7 protein-coding genes are annotated in these 23,864 nt (G+C 69.6%); 3 read left to right on the plus strand and 4 right to left on the minus strand.

Features of this window, described 5'->3' with window-relative positions; translation table 11 throughout:
• Positions 1-60: 60 nt before the first annotated feature.
• Positions 61-18,402 carry a non-ribosomal peptide synthetase gene (locus tag Q9R39_RS03775; protein WP_311277123.1) on the minus strand — a complete coding sequence of 6,114 codons (18,342 nt, stop codon included), beginning with the start codon at positions 18,400-18,402 and terminating at the stop codon, positions 61-63.
• Between the two features lie 642 nt (positions 18,403-19,044).
• Entirely contained in the window at positions 19,045-19,536 is a 492-nt protein-coding gene (locus tag Q9R39_RS03780) for a DUF4188 domain-containing protein (RefSeq protein WP_058253824.1), read from the minus strand.
• Positions 19,537-19,587: 51 nt separating this feature from the next.
• On the opposite strand from Q9R39_RS03780, the gene Q9R39_RS03785 reads away from it, so the two are divergent.
• From Q9R39_RS03785 to Q9R39_RS03795, 3 genes are all read left to right on the plus strand, one after another.
• Positions 19,588-20,184, plus strand: a complete 597-nt coding sequence (locus Q9R39_RS03785) for a TetR/AcrR family transcriptional regulator (RefSeq protein ID WP_058253825.1) — start codon at positions 19,588-19,590, stop codon at positions 20,182-20,184.
• A 35-nt stretch (positions 20,185-20,219) separates the two neighbouring features.
• The gene (locus tag Q9R39_RS03790; protein ID WP_058253826.1) at positions 20,220-20,723 is read left to right on the plus strand and encodes a MarR family winged helix-turn-helix transcriptional regulator; all 504 of its coding nucleotides are present in this window, start codon (positions 20,220-20,222) and stop codon (positions 20,721-20,723) included.
• A gap of 114 nt (positions 20,724-20,837) precedes the next feature.
• Positions 20,838-21,707: a type IV toxin-antitoxin system AbiEi family antitoxin domain-containing protein gene (locus Q9R39_RS03795; protein WP_058253827.1), complete on the plus strand. Its 870-nt coding sequence runs from the start codon at positions 20,838-20,840 to the stop codon at positions 21,705-21,707.
• 69 nt (positions 21,708-21,776) lie between these two features.
• On the opposite strand, the gene mmsB is transcribed toward Q9R39_RS03795, so the two are convergent.
• A complete protein-coding gene (gene mmsB / locus Q9R39_RS03800) occupies positions 21,777-22,646 on the minus strand; it encodes a 3-hydroxyisobutyrate dehydrogenase (RefSeq protein WP_058253828.1) in 870 nt (289 codons plus the stop codon).
• 36 nt (positions 22,647-22,682) lie between these two features.
• Entirely contained in the window at positions 22,683-23,858 is a 1,176-nt protein-coding gene (locus tag Q9R39_RS03805; RefSeq protein WP_058253829.1) for an acyl-CoA dehydrogenase family protein, read from the minus strand.
• Between the last annotated feature and the right edge of the window lie 6 nt (positions 23,859-23,864).

Here is a 23,864-nt window from a genome sequence, read left to right on the forward strand (position 1 = left end):
GACCGCGCGGACGTGGGCAACGGTGTGCGCCGGATTTGCCGTTCTTGTCCATGGACGACCTCATCTCTTGTTGGTGAACCGATCATCGTGAGAAAACGCTAACCCCGAAGCGGCTTTCCGCGAGGCACTTTCGCGCGTCAGATGATCGTCGAGGACGGTCGCGATCTGTCTGATCGCCTCGTCCTCGGTCATCCCGAGGTGGTGGGTGTCGATGTCGACATTCGTTATGCTCCCCCGGACGTACCGACCCCATCCGTTGGCGCCCAACGCATCCGGTCGCCGATCGCGCACTGCGGTGAAGTAGAGCACGTCGGTGTCGACGACCGGCGGGTGCCAGTCACCGGTGGCCCGGATCAACAGGTTGTAGGCGTCGGTCAGCCGCTCGATCGTCGCGGCGTCGATGCCGAACCCGGCGCCGAGGCGCTCGGCGATCTGCTCGGCGGCTTGTTCGGCGGTCGCGTCCGCACTGACGTAGTCGATGCCGAGGACCGGGCCGAGATTGCTGATCAGCTCGCCGGCGGTGACGGTGGTGATCGCCGACGAGTCGACACCGTCGGCCTCGGTGTCGAGCATGGCGAGCAGCGCGACCTCGGAACCGGCCGCCCGCATCTCGGCGGCGACCGCGTGCGCGATCACCCCGCCCAGCGACCATCCCAGCAGGTGATACGGCCCCTCGGGCTGTACCGTCCGGATCTCGTCGGCGTACCGGCGTGCGATCTCGTCGATCGTGGTGGGGCCGGGTGCCTCGCCACCGATCTGTGGCGCCTGCAGGCCGTACACCGGCCGGCCGGGCGGGACCTGCCGGCTCAGCGTCTGGTAGCACCAGGCCAGTCCGGAGGCGGGGTGGACGCAGAACAGCGGCGGCAGTTCGCCTTCCGGCCGGATGGGGAGCAAGACGTCGAAGCCCACCCCGCCCGGCGACTCGTCCCCCGGCCCGCTCGCAACGTCGAACCCGTTACGCATCCCGTCCTCGATCCGCCGGGCCAGGTCGGCCGGGCTCGAATCGGACAGCATCCACCGGACCGGGATCTCGACGTGCAACTCGGTCTCGAGGTCGTTGACGACCTGGACCGACCGCAGCGAATTGCCGCCGAGCGCGTAGAAGTCGTCGTCGGCACCGACCCGCGGGACACCGAGCACGTGCTCGAAGGTCCGGGCGATCTCGGTCTCCAGCCACGACGACGGTGCGCGGAACGCCGAGGCGTCACGTGTCGGCTGCGGCAGCCTCGCCCGGTCGAGCTTGCCCGACGCGGTGATCGGCAGCGAGTCGATCACCATCACCGCCGTCGGCATCATGTATCCCGGGAGCGCCGCCGACGCGAACGCGGTGACCTCGGCGGTGTTCACCGACCTCTCCCCGACGTCCCTCACGCCGACGCCGCGGTCGGCCCCCACCGGCACCAGGTAGACGGTGAGATAGTCGACCGTGTCGGTCGAGGTGACCGCGGCCGCCGCGCGGGCGATGTCCGGGTGCGCGGCGAAGACCGCCTCGATCTCACCGAGTTCGATGCGCAGCCCGCGGAGCTTGACCTGGAAGTCGCTGCGTCCCAGATACTCGAGCGCACCGCTTCGGCGACGCCGCACCAGATCACCGGTGCGGTACATCCGGGCGCCGGCCGTGAAGGGATCGGCCACGAAGCGATCGGCGGTCAGAGCCGGTCGTCCGTGATAACCCCGCGCCACCTGCGTCCCGGACAGGTAGAGATCGCCGGTCACCCCCGCCGGCACCGGACGCAGCCGCGAGTCCAGCACGTACGCACAGGCATTCCACACCGGCGCACCCATCGGCACCGCGCCGTCGTCGGCCGTCCCCACCGCGGAGGAGGTCGCGTGCACCGTGAACTCGGTCGGCCCGTACAGGTTGTACAACTCCACTTCCGGCAGCGCACGGCGGGCGGCGTCCACCACGTCGGGCCCGAAGGCCTCACCCGCGACGAGCAGGGCCCGCAACGACAGCGCCGCGCCGGTGGGCAGGGCATCGGCGAACACCGCCAGCATCGACGGCACGAACGAGGTGATGGTCACCCGATGGGTGGACATGGCCTCGGCCAGGTAGCGCGGATCGGTGTGGCCGTCCGGTCGCGCGATCACCAGTCGGGCACCGACGGAGAGGGTCGCGAACAGTTCCCACACCGACACGTCGAAGGTCGCGGGAGTCTTCTGCAGCACCACGTCCGATCGGTTCAGCCCATACTCGGCGCTGATCCAGCGAAGCTGGTTGACCACCGAACGATGCGACACGGCAACGCCTTTGGGTCGACCCGTGGAGCCGGAGGTGAACAGCACGTACGCGAGGGCGTCCGGGGTCAGCGGCGTGATCCGGTCATCGTCGGTCAGCGGCGAGTCGTCGAACCCCGAGAGGTCGACAGAGTCGAGCGCGGACAGCACCAGCACCGGCTCGGCGCACTCGACCATGTAGTCGATCCGCTCGGCCGGATGGTCCGGGTCGATCGGCACGTAACCACCGCCGGCGGCGTGCACCGCGTACATCGCCGTGAGCTGGTCGAGCGAGCGTCGCATACGGAGCGCGACCAGCGAGTCCGGCCCCACCCCCTGTGCGACCATCCAGCGGGCCAGCCGGTTCACCCGACCGGAGAACTCGGCGTAGGTCTGCGAGACCGTCCCGCAGATCACCGCGGTGTCCTCGGCGTACGCGACCGCGGCCGCGGCGAACATCGAGGCGAGGGTCTCGGCGGAGTCCACCTCGTGCGACGTCGCGTTCGGACCCTGGAGGGCGGCAGACCGTTCGGCGTCGTCGAGCAGGTCCACGTCGTGGACAGGGCGGTCGTTGTCGATCGTCATCGCCTCGAGCATCGCCACCAACCGTTCGACGAACCGCTCCACGGTCGACGCGTCGAAGAGGTCGGACGCGAACGTGACACCACCGGTGATGCCGGCCGGCGCCCCGTGCGCGTCGTAGGAGTCGGCGACCGTCACCTGCAGATCGAACAGGGCGAGTCCGGTGTCCGGTTCGACGGCCCGCACCGACAGATCAGGCAGTTCGATGTCGGTGCTCGAGATGTTCTGGAACGCCAGCATCACCTGGAACAGCGGGTTGTGGGCGTCGGAGCGGACCGGGTTGAGTTCGGAGACGAGCCGTTCGAACGGGACGTCGGCGTGACCGAACGCCGCGAGGTCGGTGGCGCGCACGTCATCGATCAACTCGGCGAACGACATCCCGCTCCGCACCCGGGTGCGCAGGACCAGCGTGTTGACGAACATCCCGACCAGATCGTCGAGGGCACGTTCCCCGCGTCCGGCGTACGGGGTCCCGACGGCGACGTCGTCGGTCGCGGCGAGCCGCGCGAGCAGGGCGGCCAGCGCGGCATGGAAGACCATGAACAGGGTCGTGTTGTGGGCGCGGGCGACCCGTTGCAACCCGGCGTGCAGATCGGCGTCGACGGTCAGGCCGACGGACTCCCCGGCGTAGGACTGGGTGGCCGGGCGCGGCCGATCGGTGGGCAGTTCGAGCAGCGGCGGTGTGTCGGCCAGTTGCTCGGCCCAGTAGTCGATCTGCGCTCGCAGCAACGAGTTCGGGTCCGATTCGGAGCCCAGGACCGCCCGCTGCCAGATCGCGTAGTCGGCGTACTGCACCGGCAACGGCACCCATCCGGGCGCCTCGCCCTGCAGACGCGCGACGTAGGCCGTCATGATGTCCCGCGCGAGGGGCCCCAACGAGGAGCCGTCACCGCCGATGTGATGCAGGATCACGGCGAGCACCCACTCGTCGCCGCTGAGCTCGAAGAGCACGATCCGGGTCGACGCCCCGGCGGTGAGGTCGAACGGTGCCGCGATCAGCTCCGTGATCGCCTGATCGACATCGGATTCCGCGACCTGGACGACCTCCATCGGGACGGAGTCCGCGGGCAGGATCACCTGAGCCGGTTCGCCTTCGACGAAGGGGTAGACGGTGCGCAGGATCTCGTGGCGCGCGACGACATCACCGATCGCCCGGTGGAGGGCGTCGACATCGAGACTTCCGGACAACCGCACCACGACCGGGATGCTGTACGCCGGCGACTCGGGTTCGATCCGGTTGAGGAACCACATGCGTTGCTGCGCATAGGACAGCGGGATCCGCTCCGGGCGTTCGTGTGCCACCAGGTCGACACGCCCGGTGTCCGTGTGCGACTCGGCGCGGGCGGCCAGCCGCGTCACCGTGGACGCCTCGAAGATCACCGACACCGGGATCGTGGTGTCAAGCGCCGCACCGATTCTCGCCACCACCCGCGTTGCGGCGAGACTGTTGCCGCCGAGGTCGAAGAAGTCGTCGTCGGCACCGACCGCGGCATCGACGGACAGGATGTCGGCGAACACCCCCGCGACGATCTCCTCGACCGGCGTGGCCGGGGCACGGAAACTCCGGGTGGTGACGACCGGCGCCGGAAGGGCACGCCGGTCGAGCTTGCCACTGGGTGTCAGGGGGATCTCGTCGAGGACCACGACCGCCGCCGGGACCATGTACGTCGGCAACACCTCGCCGAGTTCGGCACGCAGTTTCTCACCGACGAGGGCGACGCCCGGCGCGGGCACCACGTAGGACACCAGGCGCATACCGATGCCGGAGTCGTGCCGCGGGACGGTGACGGCGTAGGCCACCCGAGCGAGTTCTGCCAGCGCGGCGTCGATCTCCCCGAGCTCGACCCGGAAGCCGTGGACCTTCACCTGGAAGTCGTTGCGTCCGATGAACTCCAGGTCGCCCGAGTGGTTGCGGCGCACGATGTCCCCCGTGCGGTACGCGCGTTCTCCGGCATCGCCGAAGGGGTGGGCGACGAATCGGGCGGCGGATACCCCGGACCTGTTCAGGTAGCCGCGCGCGAGCGCGGGTCCGGACAGATACAGCTCCCCCGCGACCCCGTCCGGCACGGGCTGCAGACGGGTGTCGAGCACGAGCGTCTGCATCCCGGCGAGCGCCGTGCCGATTGTCGACCGTTCTCCCACCCGCAGCGGAGTAGTGGCGGTGGCGACGATGGTGGTCTCGGTGGGGCCGTACAGCACCCGGAATTCCCGGCCAGTAGCCGGATCGGCACCCACCCACCGGCTCACCAGGTCGGTCGGTACCTCGTCACCGCCCGACATCACGACCCGCAGGTCATCGAGCCCGTCCGGGTCCACCGAGGCCAGCGCGGCCGGGGTGACGAACGCATGGGAGACGCGGTGATCGCGGAGGAAGTCGGCCAGCTCGCGACCACCCCGCATCCCGGTGGGCGCCACGACGAGGGTGGCCGCGGCGCTCACGGCGAGCAGGATCTCCAGCAGCGACGCGTCGAACGAGGGAGAGGCGAAATGCAGTACCCGCGGGCTGGTTCCGGGCTCACGGTCGATGTGCAGCGTGGCGAGGTAGTCGGCGACGCCGGCATGCGTGACGGCGACGCCCTTCGGCACGCCGGTGGAGCCGGAGGTGAAGACCACCCAGGCGGTGTTCGCGGGCCGGACCGGGCACACCCGATCGGTCTGTCGGATCGGCGACGACGACAGTTCGGCAACCTCGGCGGCGGTGGCGGGGTCGTCGAGCACGACCCAGTCGAGCGTCCCGGACAGCGTCGGCCGGGACCCACGTGTCGTGATCCCCAGTGGCGCAGCCGAATCGGACACCATCTGGTCGATCCGCGCGGCCGGGTAATGCGGGTCCACCGGGACATAGGGAGCACCCGATTTCACGACGGCCCACCACGCGACCAGCGATTCCGCCGACCGCTCCACGGCCACCGCCACGGGCCGCTCCGGTGCCGCACCATTGTCGATGAGGTACCGCGCCAGCCGATTCGATCGGCGATCGAGCTCGCCGTAGGACAGCTCGACGTCGCCGCAGATCACCGCCGCACCGTCCGGGTCGGCCACGACGGCCGCCGCGAAGATCTCCGGCAGCAGCACGGGCTCCGCGACCGCACCCGGTCCCACCACCGACACCAGTTCGGCGCGCTCGGTTTCACCGAGCCAGTCGATGTCACCGACGGGTGTTGTCGCGTCGTCGACGATCGCGTCGAGCACACGGTGCAACCGACTGGCGATGCCGGCCACCGTCCCCGGATCGAACAGGTCGCGGGCGAACATCACGGTTCCCGAAAGACCCTGCGGCGTGCCGTCTTCGGTGTAGGACTCGGCGAGGACCACCTGGAGGTCGAACTGGCAGATGCCGGTGTCGGCCTGCGCGCGGGAGACGCGCAGGTCCGGCAGGTCGAGATGGACGTCGGACAGGTTCTGGAAGGCCAGCGCGACCTGGAACAGCGGATGATGCGCGGTGGACCGTTCCGGGTTGAGTTCGGAGACGATCCGCTCGAACGGGACGTCGGAGTGCTCGAAGGCGTCCAGGTCGACCTCGCGCACGCGGTCGAGCAATCCGGCGAACGACTCCGCGGCGTCGAGGTCGGTCCGGAGCGCGAGGGTGTTGACGAACATGCCGACGAGCGGTTCCAGTCCCGGTTCGCCGCGCCCGGCGACCGGGGTGCCGATCACGACGTCGTCGGCGCCGCTCAACCGGCCGAGCACTGCGGCGAGCGCGGCGTGCACGACCATGAACAACGACGCGCCATGTGCCCGCGCGAGGGCCAGGAGTTGCCCGTGCAGGCGGGCGTCGATCGCCACCGGCACCTGCCCGCCCGCCAGGGTCGCCACCGGCGGACGCGGGCGGTCGGTGGGCAGATCGAGGACGTCCGGGGCACCCGACATGGTCGACCGCCAGAAATCCAGTTGGGCGTGCATCAACGAGGTCGGGTCGCCTTCGCTCCCCAGCATGTTTCGCTGCCACAGCGCGTAATCGGCGTAGTGGACCGCGAGCGGTTCCCAGGTCGGTTCCGCGCCGGCGATGCGGGCGGCGTACGACGTCATCACATCGCGGGCGAGCGGCGCCATGGACTGGCCGTCACCGGCGATGTGATGGACCACGAGGACGAGCAGGAAACGCCCGTCGGTCCCCTCCCGGTCGTCGTGTGCGTCGCGGTTGTCCGGGCCATCGGGATCGTCCACGCCGTCCGGGTCCATCGCGACCACGGCCACACGCATCGGTACCGACGCGGTCACGTCGAAGCCGCGGCGTACGAATACGGCGACGACGTCCTCGACCTCGGTGGCCGATGCCCGCATCGACTCGAGGAGCACCGGGGCGTGGTCGAGGACGAGTTGCCACGGCTCGCCGTCGGTGTCGGGGTAGATCGTCCGCAGCACCTCGTGCCGCCCGACCACGTCGTCGAGGGCCTGCCCGAGCGCCGCGAGGTCCAGGTGCCCCATGAGTTCGAGGACCACCGGGATGTTGTAGGCCGGCGACTCCGGCTCCATCCGATTGAGGAACCACATCCGCTGCTGCGCCAGCGACAACGGGATGCGCTCCGGGCGAACGGCTGCCGTCAACGCGGTGCGCCGGTCGTCGCCCAGCGACCCGACCAGCTCCGCCAGTGCCGCGACGCCGGGCGCGTCGAACACCGACCGCAGCGGAACCCGTACTCCCAGTTCCGCACCCAGCCGCGCCGTCACCACCGAGGCGGTCAGCGAGTCGCCACCCAGGGCGAAGAAGTCATCGTCGGCGCCCACGCGCGGCACGCCGAGGACGTCCTGGAAGACGTGCGCCACGGCGGACTCGGCCGGGCCGGACGGTGCACGGAACCCACGCGGGGCGATCACCGGTTCGGGCAGGCGACTCCGATCCAGCTTGCCGGTCGGCGTGAGGGGTATCTCGTCCAGCACGACCACCGCGGCCGGGACCATGTACGCGGGCAGCGATCGCTCCAGCGACGCACGTAGTTCGTCACCGGAGAGCGACGCCCCCGCGGTGGCGGTCACGTAGGAGACCAGACAGTGCGGCGTTCCGTTCCCGCCACGCGGGACGGTCACGGCGTAGGCGACGTCGGCGCGCGATCCGAGGCGCGCGTCGATCTCGCCCACCTCTACCCGGGTGCCGCGCACCTTCACCTGGAAGTCGTTGCGTCCCACATACTCCAGTGCACCGGACCGGGAGACCCGGACGAGGTCGCCCGTCCGGTACATCCGGGTTCCGGGCGCGTCGGCGGGGCAGGCCACGAACCGCGCCGCCGTCGTCGCGGGCCGGCCGACATAACCGTCGGCCAGGCCGGGGCCGACGAGGTACAACTCGCCGACGACGCCCTGCGGAACCGGACGCATCCACGTGTCGAGCACCATCGTGCCGACCGGTCCCACCGCCGTCCCGATCGTGATCGGATGACCCGCCCGCAGCGGCGTGCCGGCGGTGGCCCAGATGGTCGATTCGGTCGGCCCGTACAGGTTGATCATGTTCCGGCCGTCGGCCCACCGTGAGACCAACTCGGGCCCGACCGGCTCACCCGCGGTCGCCAGTACGCGCAGCGTGTCGAGACCGTCGGCCGGGACGGTGGCCAGTGCCGACGGGGTCAGGACGGCATGCGAGACCTTCTCGCGCCGAATCAGATTCGCGAGCTCGGGGCCGCCGTAGACATCGGGTGGCGCCACCACGAGACGTCCCCCGGAGCCGTGGGCCATCAGGAGTTCGAACACGAAGGCGTCGAAGCTCGGTGAGGCCACCTGCAACACATTCGACGACTGGTCGACGCCGAGTACCGCGCGCTGCGCCGCGACCACCGGCGCGAGTCCGCGGTGGGAGACGACGACGCCCTTGGGCGTGCCGGTGGAACCGGACGTGTAGATCACGTAGGCGGTGTCCCCGAGCCGGATCGGGCCGCCGGCTTCGTTCGACTGGGGGCCGTCCGTCCGCAGTTCGTCGACGAGGAGCCAATCGATGCTGTCGGGCAGTGCGGCCCGGCGCGCGCCGACGGTGATCCCCAACCCGGCGCCGGCGTCGGCCAGCACGAACTCGATGCGTTCGGCGGGCAGGTTCGGATCCAGCGGCAGGAACGGCACTCCCGCCTTGGCCGCCGCCCAGATCGCGATCGCCGCCTCGACGGACCGCGGCAGTGCGCATGCCACGACGCCGGACCGCGCCTGCCGCGAGATCTGTCGCGCCAGGCGATCGGACTCGGCGTCCAGCTGCCGGTACGTCAGCGACCGCTCGCCGCAGGTCACCGCGATCGCATCGGGCGCCTGACCGGCTGCGGCGGTGAGGATGTCGAGCAGGGTGGCCGGTTCCGTCTTCGCGTCGATCCGACCGGCGCCTGCCTCGTGCCCGATGTGACGGAGTGCGCCGAGGCGCGAACCCGGCTCATCGGCGATGCGGGCGAGACATTCCACGAAGTGGTCGACGATCTCCCGTGCGCGGTTCTCGTCGAACTCGTCCCGATGGAACCGCACGGTGATGCCGAGTCCCGGTTCCCCCTCGCCGCCGTCGATCTTCGGCGCCACGACGACGCTCAGCGGGTAGGGCGTGGCGTCGAGCCCGGTGACGCTGTCGACGTGCAAGCCCGCCGCGGTGACCAAGTGTTGCAGTGCGTCCTCGCGCAGCGGGAACGACTGGAAGGCCAGTGCGGTGTCGAACAGATCCGACCGGCCCACCGCGCGGTGGATGGCCGGGAGTCCGACGTAGTGGTGGTCCAGGACCAGCGCGTTCGCGTCCTGCACATGAACCAGCAACTCGCGCAATGACATCGACGGTTCGAGACGGACCCGGATCGGTACCGTGCTGAGGAACATCCCCAGCGCCCGGTCGACGCCGGGCAGCTCCGGTGGCCGTCCGGCGATCGCGGAGCCCAGGACCACATCGGTGTCGCCGGTGAGGGTTCGCAGGACGAGGGCCCACGCCGCGGACAACGCGGTCCCTACCGTCACCGCGGACTCCGCGGCGGCCGACCGCAGACGCGCATACTCCTGCCCGGGCAGCTCGGCGATGACCTCACCGGCGTCGAACACGGTGGTCGCGGCGCCGAGTCGGGTCACGCGGGTGGGTCCGTCGACGTCGGCGTAGGCCTGCGCCCATGCGGCCGTCGAGGCGTCCTGATCCTGTTCGCCGAGCCACGCGAGGTAGTCCCGGTATGAGGCTGCCGGCCGGCATGCGCCGATCTGCCCCGGGTCGCCGTAATAGTGGAGCAGTTCGCCGAGCAGCAGGGGCATCGACCAGCCGTCGAGGATCACGTGATGGTTGGTGACGTGCAGGGCGAAGTGGTCGCTGTCGAGCCGCACGAGGGTGAATCGGATCAGCGAGGGTTCGGTCAGATCGAAACCGGCGGCGGCGTCGTCGGCGGCGACCCGCCGGGCGGCCCCGCGGTCCGCGGCAACGGTGAGATCGACTGTCCGGAAGCGCACCTCGACGCCGTCGACGACGACCTGCCGCGGGCCACGCGACGTCTCGACGAAGGCCGTCCGCAAGACGTCGTGGCGGTCCACGAGCGCCTGCGCGGCGCGGCGCAGCAGACCGGCGTCGACCGGACCGGAGAGGGCGATCGTCGACTGCACGGTGTAGGTGTCCACCGCATCGGGATCGAGGGTCGAGTGGAAGTGGATACCCGACTGCGTCGGCGACAACGGCCAGACGTCCGACAGCCTGGGGTAGTCGTTGCGCAGCCGGTCGAGATCGGCATCGGGAAGATCGACGAGTGGCGAATCCTGCTCGGTGACAGCCTGTTCGACGGCCGAACCGGTGGCAGGGTCGCCGGTCGCGGAGGCGGTGGTGGCGATGGCGGCGAGCGCGGCGACGGTCTTCGCCTCGAAGATCGCCCGCGGAGTGAGGGACAGTCCGGCGGCCTTCGCCGCCGCGACCAGTTGCATCGAGACGATGCTGTCACCCCCGAGGGTGAAGAAGTTGTCGTCGGCGGTGACGTCGTCGAGTTCCAGCACCTCGGCGAACAGCGCGGCGATGATGCGCTCGGCCGGTGTCTCCGGCGGGCGGCCGCCCCCGCTCTCGGCACGGAACTCGCACTGCCGCAGCGCCTTCGTGTCGACCTTCCCCGACCGGGTGACCGGCATCGACTCCAGCTCGACGATCGCTGCGGGAACCATGTAGTGCGGCAGGGTGTTCGCGAGGTCGTCGTGCAACGCATGCACGTCCATCGGCTCGTCCGGCGTCCCCACGACGTAGGACACGATGACCGGACGACCCGCCGGTCCGCGCTGGAGCACGGTCGCCGCCTGCGCGACGCCGGCGATCCGCGCGAGATGGGCATCGATGTCCCCGGTCTCGATGCGCAGGCCGTGGACCTTCACCTGCTGGTCGTTGCGCCCCAGATAATCCAGCCGCAGGGCGCCGTCCGTGCGAATCCAGCGCACGGCATCGCCGGTGCGGTAGAGGCGTTCGCCGGCGGAGCGTACGGGATCGGCCACGAACCTCGTCGCGGTGACGCCGGCGCGGTCGAAGTAGCCACGCGCCAGACCGGGACCACCGAGGTAGAGTTCGCCGACCACTCCGACCGGCACCGGCCGCAACCAGGTGTCGAGCACGAACGCCGAGACTCCCCGGATCGGTTCCCCGATCGTCACCGGCTCCCCGGGCCGGAGATCGTCGGCGCCGGTCGCCCAGATCGTGGTCTCCGTGGGTCCGTAGTGGTTCATCAGCCGACGACCCGGCGACCACCGGGTGACGATGTCCGCGCCCGTCGCCTCGCCGACCACCGCGACGATCCGCAGCTCCGGCAGACGCGACGGGTCCATCGTGTTGAGCACCGTCGGCGTGATGATGGCGTGGGACACCCGCTCGGTCCGCAGCAGGTCCTCGAGGTCGGAACCGCCGTAGATCTCCGGCGGCGCGACGGCCAGGCAGGCGCCGGCGCTGTGCGCGACCAACACCTCCGACACGCAGGCGTCGAAGCCGGGGGACGCGACCTGCAGGACCGTCGAATCCGGTTTCACCGCAAAGGATTCCGCGTACTCGACTACCAGGTCGGCGAGGCCGCGATGGGTGACGTGGACGGCCTTCGGCCGGCCGGTGGAGCCGGACGTGAAGATCAAATAGGCCGCGTTGTCCGGCCGGAGCGGGAGCGGGTCCCCGGTACCGAGCGGTGTCGAGTCGTCGGTACCGAGCGGGAGCGAGCCGGGTCCGGTGAGGGTCAGCCACTCGACGGTGTCCGGGAGGCTCGGGACGACGGCGTCGACGGTCACCCCGATCGTGGACCGCGCGTCGGCGAGCAGTTCGGCGATGCGGTAGGCCGGATTGCCCGGGTCGACGGCGACGAAGGCCGCTCCGGTCCGGGCGACCGCCCAGATCGCCACGATGAGCGCGGCCGACCGCGGGATCGCCAGGGCCACCGAGGTCTCCGGTCCGGCGCCGCGGGCGGCGAGCTCGTCGGCGAGCCGGTTGCTGCGGCGCACGAGTTCGCGATATGTCATCGTGACGCCGTCGGCGCGCACCGCCGGTGCCTCGGGGTGTCGTCGCGCGGTGTCGGCGAGGATGTCCCGGAGTAGGCGGGGCGACACGGCGGGCGGCCCCTCGATCGGACAGAGGGCGGATCGTTCGGTGTCCCAACAGGATGCCAGCGTGGCGACCTTGCGGCCCGGTTCGGCGGCGATCTGGCGCAGCAGCAGCACGAACCGCTCGAGCAGGACCTCGGCGGACTCCCGGTCGAGGCGGTCGACGGCGTACTTCACCACCAGTTCGTAGGTGCCGGGCCGATCGGCGGCCGGTTGGTCGGCCCGTCCGGGCCGGGGCGGCGTGACCTGGAGGCTGACCGGGTACGGGGTCGCGTCGTGGGCGGCCAGGCCGTTCCATCGCAGTCCCGCGTCGCCGAGCATGCGGTTGATCTCGTCCGGGTCGACCGGGTACGACTCCAGCACCGTGGCGGTGTCGAACATGTCGGCCACCCCGGTCACCCGCTGGAGTTCGGCGAGGCCGATGTCGCGGTGGCCGAGCATCGCCGCCTGCTCGGACTGCGCTCTCGTGAGCAGGTCGATCACCCGCTCGTCCGGGTCGAGCCGGATCCGCACCGGGAGGGTGTTGATGAACAGGCCGATCATCCGCTCGATGCCCGGGATGGAGGCGGGACGGTCGGACACCGTGTTGCCGAAGACCACGTCGGATCGGCCCGTCATGATCGAGAGCAGCATCGCCCACGCCACCTGGATCGAGGTGTTCGCGGTCACCCCGTGGGCGCGCCCGAGACCCGCGATCGCCTCCGTCGTCGCGATGTCGAGATCGAGCGCGGCCTCGTCTACCTCGGCCGTCGCGTCGCGCTCCGCGGCGCCGGTCAGTCGCGTCGGACTCTCGATGCCGGCCAGGGTCTCCTGCCACGCGCGTGTCGTGGCGTCGTGATCGCGGGTGTGCAGCCACTGCAGGTAGTCCCGAAACGTCCGGGGTGCGGGAAGTACGGCAGCGCCGTCGGCGTCATCGTCGGCCAAGTACAGCTGCAGCAGTTCGGAGATGACGACGGGCATCGACCATCCGTCGAGGACGATGTGATGGTTGGTGATCGACAGCAGGAACTCGTCGCCACCCGGGTTCTCGGTGTCGTGCGTCAACCGGATCAGGTGGAAACGGAGCAGCGGCGGCCGAGCCAGGTCGAAGGGGGCCGCCGACCCGGCGATGAGACGACGCAGTGCACGGTCCCGGTCGTCGGCGTCGGCGATCCCGGTGAGGTCGGAGTCCGACCAGTCGACGGTCACGTCGTCGAGCAGGATCTGCCGCGGCCCGGCGCCGGTCTCGACGAATGCAACGCGGAGACTGTCGTGCCGGGCGATCAGCGCCTGCGCCGCCCGACGCATCCGGTCCGGTTCGAGCCGCCCGCCGAGTCGCAGTTCGGCCTGCACCGTGTACCCGTCGACGGCGGCGGCGTCGTAGGTCGCGTGGAACAGCAGTCCGGACTGCAGCGCGGTCAGCGGCCACACGTCGACCATCGACGGATGGGCGGCGGTCCAGTGATCGATGTCGGCCTGGGTGGTCGAGACCAGCGGGAAGTCCGACGGCGTGTGGCCGCCGGCCGTCCCGGACCGGACGTGCTGGGCGAGACCCTTCAGGGCCTGCACCCACAGGCCGGCCAGCTCCTCGACGTCGACCCGGTCGAGCACCAGCGCGGCGTACTCCCAGCCGACGTCGAGTTCGACGCCGGCCGAACCCGGTTCGGCGATCGCATTGATGTCGATGACGGCGGGCAACGCCATCCACGGGTGCCCGGTCCCGACCAACGCGTCGAAATCGCGCGCCGGCATCCACGGACCGGTGTGCTCGCCGGTCCCCATCCGGCCCAGGTAGTTGAGGCTGATCTGGGGTTCGGGCCGGTCGCCCAGTTCGTCGCGGCCGGCCGGGTCGAGATATCGGATCATGCCGTAGCCGATCCCGTGGTCGGGTGCCGCCCGCAGCTGTTCCTTGATCTGCTTGATCGCCAGTCCGGCCGACGGACCACCGGTGAGGGCGTCCTCGACGTCGACACCGTGCAATTCGAGCCGGACCGGGAAGCGAGAGGTGAACCAGCCCACCGTCGAGGTGAGGTCCGCGCCGGGTACCGCGGCCTCCTCGCGACCGTGGCCTTCGAGGGCTATCAACTCGCTGCCGTCGGCCTGCCCGCGCCGACGTCGCCAGTGCGCGAGCGCCAGGGCCAGCGCGGCCAGCAACGAATCGTTGGCACCGCCGTGGAAGCGCGCGGGGATGGTGGTGAGCGCCGCCTCGGTCACATCCGCCGGAATCCGCATCCGGATGCGTCCGGCGGTGGCGACGATGTCCCGATCCGGGTCGAGCGCGCGGCGCCCGAGCAACCGGTCGCCGGGCTCGAGGATCTCCGTCCATCGGTCGAGTTCGGCCGCGGTGCGCACGGGTGCCTGCTCGACGAGGCCGTGGACCCAACGGCGGACCGACGTCGTCGGCAGGCCGAGGTCGGGCAGCGCGCCTCCGCGGATCTGGTGCCAGGCGGTGACGAGGTCGGCGAGGAGGATGCGCCAGGAGACCCCGTCGACGGCCAGATGGTGGATGACCAGCCACATCAGGTCGGGCGCGGTGCGGTCGGGGTGCTGCAACCACACGAACCGCACGAGGACGCCGGCGCGTGGGTCGAGGCGATCGGCCGCGGCCTGGAGGTGGCGGTCGATCTCGTCGGCGTCCCGTCGGTCGAGCCAGACGTGCTCGAGCGCCTCGTCGGCGTCGACCGCACCGGGTGGGCGGACCACCAGGTGGGGTTGGTCGGCGAGATCGTCGACCAGCGTGGCCCGGAGGATGTCGTGCCGGTCGAGCACCGCGCGCAGTGTGCGCACCAGTTCGTCGCGCCCGGCGGCGTCCGGGAGTTCGACCAGCGCGGCCTGTCCGAAGCGGTCGATGGGACCGCGTTCGAGCATCGCGTGCATGATCGGCGACAGCGGGATGGAGCCGACGGCGCCGCCGGGCAACTCGCGCAGTCCGTCGTCGTCGGAGACATCGGAAGCCATCGCGGCCAGCGCGGCGACGGTCTTGTGCTCGAACACATCCTGGGTCGTGAACGCGAGCCCGCTCGCCTTCGCCCGCGCCACGAGCTGGATGGACAGGATGCTGTCGCCGCCGAGGACGAAGAAGCTGTCGTCGGCACCCACCTCGACGACCCCGAGTACCTCGGAGAAGAGTTGCGCCAGTCGGTATTCCCGGGGAGTCGACGGCGGCCGCCCCGATCGCGCGGATGCGAACACGGGCGCGGGCAGGGCTCGTCGGTCGACCTTGCCGAACGCATTCAGCGGCAGGGCGTCGAGGATCGTGATGACGGACGGGACCAGATGCGGCGGCAGGCACTCGCGTGCGAATCGCTCCAGCTCCGCCGGTTCGACCCGCTGTCCCGTCGCCGGCACCACGTACGACGCCAGGACGGTCGCGCCGGCGAGGTTGAGCGCGGGCACGGTGACGGACTGGTCCACCTGGGCGTGCCCGGTGAGAGCGGCGTCGATCTCACCGGGCTCGATCCGGTACCCACGGATCTTCAGCTGGAAGTCGGTGCGGCCCAACAGCTCCAGCGACGGCGCGGTCCCCGCCCCGACCCAGCGGGCGAGATCGCCGGTCCGGTACATCCGTTCGCCCGGCGCGCCGTGCGGGTGGGCCACGAAACGTGCCGCGGTCTGACCGGGCAGGCGCGCGTAGCCGCGAGCCAGCCCCGGGCCGGCGAGGTACAGCTCGCCTGCGGTTCCCATCGGCACCGGTTGCAGTGCGTGGTCGAGGACCATCACCGACGTACCGCGGATGGGGCCGCCCACCGTGACGTCTGCATCGGGCTCGACCACCGCACTCGCCGCCGTGATCGTCGACTCGGTCGGCCCGTACTCGTTGATCATCGTCGCCGACCGGGTCCACCGTTCGACCACGTGCGGTGCGCATCGGTCGCCGCCGACGACGACGGTCTGCATTCGGGTCAGCGACTCCGGCTCGATGGTCGCCAGCATCGCGGGCGTGAGGGTCAGGTGGGTGACCTCCTCCTCGGCGAGCAACTGGGTGAGCCGCTCGCCGCCGATCACCTCCGGAGGCACAATCACCAGGGCGGATCCGGTTGCGAAGCAGGTCAGCAGCTGTTCCATCGACGCGTCGAAGCTCGGGGAGAGCGCGTAGGAGACCCGGGACGCCGGCGCGAGGCCATAGGCGCGGGTGCGATCGGCGATGAGACTCGCCAACCCGGAGTGGGTGACCTGCACGCCCTTCGGCACGCCGGTCGAACCGGACGTGTAGGTCATGTACGCGACGTTCTCGAGCCGGACCCGCGACGGAGCCGGCGAGTCGTCGAAGCCGCCGCCCGAGGCGCCGTCGGTGTTCCCGTCGGGCGAGAGGTCGCCGAGGTCGATCCGGACAGCCGACGGGGGCACCCGCTCGGCGAACTCGTCGACGGTGATCGCCGCACGGGCACCGCTGTCGGCGAAGATGTGCTCGATGCGCTTTCGCGGGTATTCCGGATCCACCTGCACGATCGCGGCACCGGTCTTCGCCACCGCCCAGACGGCCACGACGGTGCCCAGGGACCGTCGCAGCAGGATGGCGACCGACTCCTCCGGCGCGCAGCCCGCGGCGAGCAGGCGCCGCGCGAGTCGCGACGAGGCGGCGTCGAGTTCGCGATACGTCATCGAACGCCCGGACGCGCACACTGCCGTCGACTCTCCGTGCCGTGCAACGGTTTCGGCGAGAATGTCGGCGAGTACCCGCGGCGGGGCGCAACGCGCGCCCCGCACGGGGAGCAATGTCGCCCGCTCATGCTCGTCGAGCAACGAGATCTGTCCCACGCGATCGTCGGACGCCCCGCCGAGGAAGGCGTGCAGGAACATCAGGAAGCGACGGTGGTGCCCGGTGAGCTCGTCCGGGGTGTAGATGTTCGGGTTGCCCTGGAAGTCGATGTGCGTGCTGCTCTTTCCCGCGCCCGGGTAGATGTTGACGAACAGATCGGACGTCGGACCCGAGGTCAATACGTGCAGCCGCCCGGTGACCTCACCCAGCACCACCTCGCTGTCGACCATCATGAGGTTCACCGCCGGCCCGAAGGACGCCGACTCGTCTCGGGCCATTCCCATGTCGGCGAAGATGTCCTCCTGCCGGTACCGCTGCCGCCGCAGAGCACTCAGCAACTCCCCCTGCACGGAGGTCACCACGTCGCCGAGCGTGCGGCCGGCGACCGGCACACGGAGCGGCACGACGTTGGCCACCATGCCGCCCGACCGGCGCAGCACGGCGGAGTGGCGACCCGAGACCGGAAGGCTGAGAAGGACTTCGGCACTGCCGGTCATCCGCGCGAGGTACGCGGCGAACGCCGCGACGACCACCGGGGTCACGCCACCTCCCTCCTGCGCGGCCGCATCGAGCAGCACGGCCGTCTCCGCGGGAATCGGCGCGCTCACGAGGATCGGGTGCAGCGTCGGCTTGCCGTGCCGGCCGGCCAGGGTGACGACCGGCGGGGCGCCGTCGAGATGGTCGCTCCAGTACCTGCGGTCGTTGTCGTGACGAGTCGACCCGGGGTAGGACGCGTCCTGGGCGATGATGTCGGCGATGTCGCTCGCCTTCGACGGCGGCGCGGGATCGCCGCGAACGGCCGCGTTGTACAGCTCGGTGATCCGCCGGACCATCGTCACCGCGGCGAATCCGTCGAGCGCGATGTGGTGCGCCCGCAGGTACCACATGTAGTGCGCGTCCCCGACGCGGTAGACGATGCTCGTCATCAGGTCGTCGGTGAGCAGGTCGAGCGGTCTCGTGTAGTCGAGCAGCATCAGCCGGTGCGCTGTCGCGGTCGGATCGGCCTCGCCGCGCAGATCCACGGTGCTCACCGGAGCGCTCTGGGAGGCGACGTATTGCCGCGGTTCGCCATCGACGACGACCAGGCGCAGGTGCCCCGAGCCGAACTCCCGCCCGGTGATTAGGCAGACCTCCGTCAGCAACTCGGTGTCCAGTTCGCCGTCGATGTCGACGTACTGTGCCACCGAGACCGGCAGGTCACCGGCCACATGCTGGGCGAACCAGATGCCGCGCTGCGCGGCGGACAACGGAAGTGAGTCCACACCGGGATCCGGTCTCGCCGACGTGGCGGCCCCGGTCGTCTCCGTGGGATGGTCATCGGCCGGCATCCGGGTCGACGAGGAGTGCGCGGACGGGGTGACGAGATCCTTGTCTGAGATGGTCACGTGGCCTCCATGCGTTCGTATCGATCGCACTCGTCCGGGTATCAGGACCACCCGGGCGCCCCCCGCAGACCACGGGATGGACAATTCACAACCCGCGCGAGATCAAGCCAGATAAGCCCCCCTGGAGAGCTGTCGCCCCGTCGACAAATCGGACCATACTCCCGATTAACATTCGCCGACATCCCTTTTCGGCAAAGGCAAAACGTCAGTAAAGTCGAAGTAATGACTAGCTATAAAACGTCTCAGAACGGTCACAAAGAATTCGATGGTCCATTCGGATGAGTTTTCCGAAAGGCGTGGATTTTCGCCCGTGTCTCTGATTTTCAGATCAACTCATTCGACAAGCGAATGTGGATTCATTACTCACACGGAGTCTGTCAAACCACAAGGAGCAGTTGTTCTTTCGGGCGACCGATCAATCGGTCCATCACGCCCTTCTCACGCAAATCGCCCAGAATGGACGGATCATATTTAGGTGTCATTGCTAACGAACCGTTTAACCATGTTCAGCGTTTGGCACCGGACCGGACTCATCGGGAATGCGATGCCGATGTCGACGACTCGGAACCAGATGATCGTCGACGTCATTCGCTGAGACGACACGACTGATGAACGACAAAAAGCGAACGCAGCTGCCCTGGGTCAGCCACGTTGCGGGGCCGGCCGGTTGCGCGTCAACCGAGCCGAGGCGGTTGCGGTCCCCGGCCCCACGGGGTGCCACCCGACCGCCCGGGCCAGGCCCTGCGGGGGCATCCCGCTCGAGATGGTCTCGTGTTCGCCGATGACGTAGGTCTCGTGCCAGATCCCGACCGAGTCGGTGTCGGCGAGCTCGCGATTGAACCACCGCCACATGGACAGATGCGGGGCGTCGGGGTCGGAGGCGAACCGTCGGAGATCGTCGGCGCTGCGCCAGTACGACAACACCATCGGCGAACCGCCCAGATAGAGGCGCGCGTCGAGCATGCCCGCATCCGGTCGGCGACGGAGGTGGATCAGCATCCGGGACATCGACGTCAGCACCGGCAACCAGGCGCGTACCCGCCAGGGTCGCGTCACCCGCACCCCGATCAAGAACAGCGTCGTGCCCGGCGGCGGGGTGTCGTTGGTCGTGCGGGCGGCTCGGCGAGCGGACATGAGACCTCCAGGACATTTCGTAACGTTGTTACGAAACGATGTTATGAAACGATGGGCGTCGTGGCAAGACCCCGATCCCACACCGACGATGTGCGTACCCTGCTGCTCGACGAGGCGGTTCGCATGGTGGCCGCCGACGGCATCGGCGCGTTGTCGGTCCGGGAGGCCGCCCGTGCCGCCGACACCTCCACCACCGCGGTCTACTCGCTGTTCGGCAACAAGGAAGGCCTCGCGCGCGCGATCCTGGTGCGCGCCTTCGACGCGTTCGCGGACGCACAGCGCTCCGCCGCGGCGGCAGCAACCGACCCGACCGCGCTCGCCGAACTCGGTGTCGCATACGTCGGGTGGGCGCTGGAGAATCCCCGGCTCTACGAGCTGATGTTCGGGGATGCGCTGGTGGGTGTCGCACGCACCGAGGAGACCCGCGCCGCTGCGACGCGGGCGATCACCCCGCTGCGCGAGGGAGTACAGGCCGCGATCACCGCGGGCGTCTTCCGCGACGCCGACACCGACACCGTCGTCGCCTCGTTGTGGGCCCAGGTGCACGGCATGGCCATGCTCCTGCTGTCGGGCAACTACCCGGACGGTGCCGACCCGGTGGCTGCGGCGACGGCGGTCATCGACGGATGGCGTCCTGCTCGCGCCTGACCGCGGCGGGGCCGGAGGACCACTAGGGTGTCGGTATGGCAGGGCGCAGCATGGATTTCGACCCCATCGCCGAAGCACGGGAGAACTGGACCCAGGCGGGGTGGGGCGAGGTGGCCGACGGCATGGTCGCGGTGACGTCGGTGATGCGCGCCCATCAGATCCTGCTCGCCCGTGTCGAGGCCGCCCTGCGTCCGTTCGATCTCAGCTTCTCCCGCTTCGAACTGCTCCGACTGCTGGCGTTCTCGCGTCAGGGGTCCTTGCCGATCACCAAGGCCAGTGACCGGCTCCAGGTCCACGTGACCAGCGTGACCCACGCGATCCGTCGCCTCGAGGAGGGCGGGCTCGTCCGCCGCGTCCCGCACCCCACCGATGGACGTACCACGCTCGTCGAGATCACCGACCTCGGCCGCAAGACGGTGGGCGACGCCACGGAGACCCTCAACCGCGAGGTGTTCGGCAACGTCGGCATGTCCGACGACGAGATGACCGGCCTCGTCGGCGCCATCCAGTCGCTTCGCAAGCACAACGGGGACTTCTGAAACGGCGCGCGGAATCCGTATGACGTCGTGCCCGGAATCCGGGTTCGACGTCATACGGATTCGCTCAGCTGCTCGGCGTTGGAACCGCGCGGTGATCGTCTGCGTCGAAACCCCATGGACCTCGCCGAACTGACCGCCCGCCGAGACGGCGTGTTCTCCACCCGCGAAGCGCGTGATTGCGGTGCGAGCTCGTCGACGATCCAACGCAAAGTCGCTGCCGGCGAGTGGAAAGCGGTAGCACGCGGGGTGTACCTCGTCGCCGGGCACCACCGCACAGCCCGGGCTCAGGCCCGCATCGCGGTCCTGTCGGTGCACAACATGGCGGTACTCGGCGGACCAGCGGCCGCCTGGTGGCTCGGACTGCACGACACCGAACCCCGAAAACACCTCGTCTACACCCCGACCCGCGGCAGCGCCCGACGCTCGTCCGCGACCGCGGTGGTCAGGTTCCGGCGACTACACGACGACGACATCACCGAGCATCAAGGTCTCCGAACAACGAGCGCCGCGCTGACCGTCCTCGACGCCTCCCTCGACCTCGGGATCAGCATCCTCGATTCAGCACTACTCAGCACCCGCGTCACCCTCGACGCTCTCCGCGCCGCCAACGACCGCTACCCCAACCGGCACGGAGCACCGCGCGTCGCTGCCTATCTGAAACTCCTCGGCGACGGAGCACGATCGGAAGCCGAACGACTCACCACCGAACTGCTGACTGCCGCTGGGATCTCCGGCTGGATGCCGAACATGCCCGCCTACGGCTACGTCATCGATTTCGCCTTTCCCGACAGGAAGGTCGCAGTCGAAATCGACGGCTTCTCCTTCCACCGCGACGCCGCGGCCTTCCAGCGCGACCGCACCAAGCGCAACCTGCTCACCGCCAACGAATGGACTGTCCTCAACTTCACGTGGACCGACCTCGTCGACCGGCCCGCCCAGGTCGCCGCGGACGTCAGGGCCGTGCTCCGACGAGCGGCCGCCTGAAACGCGTATGACGTTGTGCCCGGAAACCGGGCACAACGTCATACGGATCTCGTGAGGTCGGCGAACGATCTAGTGAAGCGACGTGATGATCGCGCTGAAGTCGAGGTCCGCGTGCTGTTCGGCGAAGCCGCGGTAGAGCTGTGCGGCGTGGGTACCCAGCGGCGCACGGGCGCCGGTGCTGGCGACGGCGTCCATCGCGAGACCGAGGTCCTTGTTCATCAGGGCGGTCGCGAAGCCCGGCTTGAAGTCGTTGTTCGCCGGCGAGGTGGGGACCGGCCCGGGGACGGGGCAGTTGGTCTCGACGGCCCAGCAGTTGCCGGTGGCGCCGGTGATCACGTCGTAGAGCGCCTGGTCGTCGAGGCCCAGCTTCTGGGCGAGCACGAAGGCCTCCCCCACCGCGATCTGCTGGACGGCGAGCACCATGTTGTTGCACACCTTGGCGGCCTGGCCGGCACCCGCGGCACCGCAGTGGATGATCTTGCCCGCCATCGGATCCAGGGTGGTACGCGCTGCGGCGAAGGCCTCGTCCTCGCCGCCGACCATGAACGCCAGGGTGCCGGCGACGGCACCCTTCACCCCACCCGAGACCGGGGCGTCGACCTGTGCGAAGCCGTGCTCGGTGGCGCGCTGGTGGATGTCCCGCGCGTCGTCGACCGAGATCGTCGACGAGTCGATGAACAGGGCTCCGGTCGGAGTTGCCGGCAGGATCTCGTCATACAGCTTCTTCACGATGCCGCCGTTGGGCAGCATCGTCACCACGACCTCGGCGGCGGACACGGCCTCGATGGCGGCTGGGAAGGTCTCGATGCCGTTCTCCTGCGCGGTCTTCACCGCCTCGGGTACCGGATCGAAACCGCGGACGGTGTGACCGGCTTTCACCAGATTGGCGGCCATCGGGCCACCCATGTTGCCGAGGCCGAGGAAGGCGATCGTCGTCATTGTCTCTGCTTCCTACGAAAGTGGTTGTGAGCGAATTCAGCTGTCCCGGTAGCGGGTCGCGATCGAACGGCCGAGCACGACCCGCATGATCTCGTTGGTCCCCTCCAGGATGCGGTGCACACGGAGGTCGCGGACGATTTTCTCGATTCCGTACTCGGTGAGATACCCGTATCCGCCGTGCAGCTGTAGCGCCTGGTCGGCGACCTCGTAGCAGGTGTCGGTGACGAAACGCTTCGCCATCGCGCACTGTTCGACCTTGTCGGGCGCGCCGTCGTCGAGCGCCGTCGCCGCCTGCCACAACATGAGCCGGGACGCCTGCAGCGAGGTGGCCATGTCGGCGAGGGTGAACCGGATGGTCGGCTCGTCGATGAGCGCGTTGCCGAACGCGCGGCGACTCGCGACATAGGCCGCCGCCTTGTCGAAGGCGGCTTGCGCCCCACCGAGCGACGACGCCGCGATGTTGATGCGGCCGCCGTTCAGACCGTTCATGGCGATGCCGAACCCGATGCCCTCGGTGCCGCCGAGGAGGTTGCCCGCGGGCACCCGCACCTCGTCGAGGATGACCTGGGCGGTGGGCTGCGCATGCCAGCCCATCTTGTGCTCCTGCGCACCGAAACTCAGTCCGGGCGAATCCTTCTCGACCAAGAACGTGGAGATGCCCTTGGGGCCGGCGTCACCGGTGCGCGCCATGATGACGTAGAGGTCCGACGACCCGGCCCCGGAGATGAACTGTTTGACCCCGGTGAGCACGTACTCGTCGCCGGACCGCTCGGCACGCGTGGCGAGCGCCGCCGCGTCGGAGCCGGCACCCGGCTCGGTCAGGCAGTAGCTCGCCACCGTCTCCATCGTCGCCAGGCGCGGCACCCACGTCGAACGTTGTTCGTCGGTGCCGTACTCGTCGACCATCCACGTGCACATGTTGTGGATGGACAGGAACGACGCGACGGCCGGATCGGCGTACGCCAGTTGCTCGAAGATGCGCACCCCGTCGAGGCGTCGCAGACCGCTGCCGCCGGAATCCTCGGCACAGTAGATGGCACCCATCCCGAGTTCCGAGGCCTCACGCAACTCGTCGACCGGGAAGTGGTTCGTGGCATCCCATTCGAGCGCGAACGGCGCCAGTTTCTTGGCCGCGAAACCCGCCGCGGTCTCGACGATGACACGTTCGTCACCGTCGAGCCGGGCGAGTGCGGCGTCGGCGAAAGTCGTCAACGCCGA

This window comes from Gordonia sp. AC31 (genome assembly GCF_031844505.1).
Classification (GTDB): Bacteria; Actinomycetota; Actinomycetes; order Mycobacteriales; family Mycobacteriaceae; genus Gordonia; species Gordonia hongkongensis.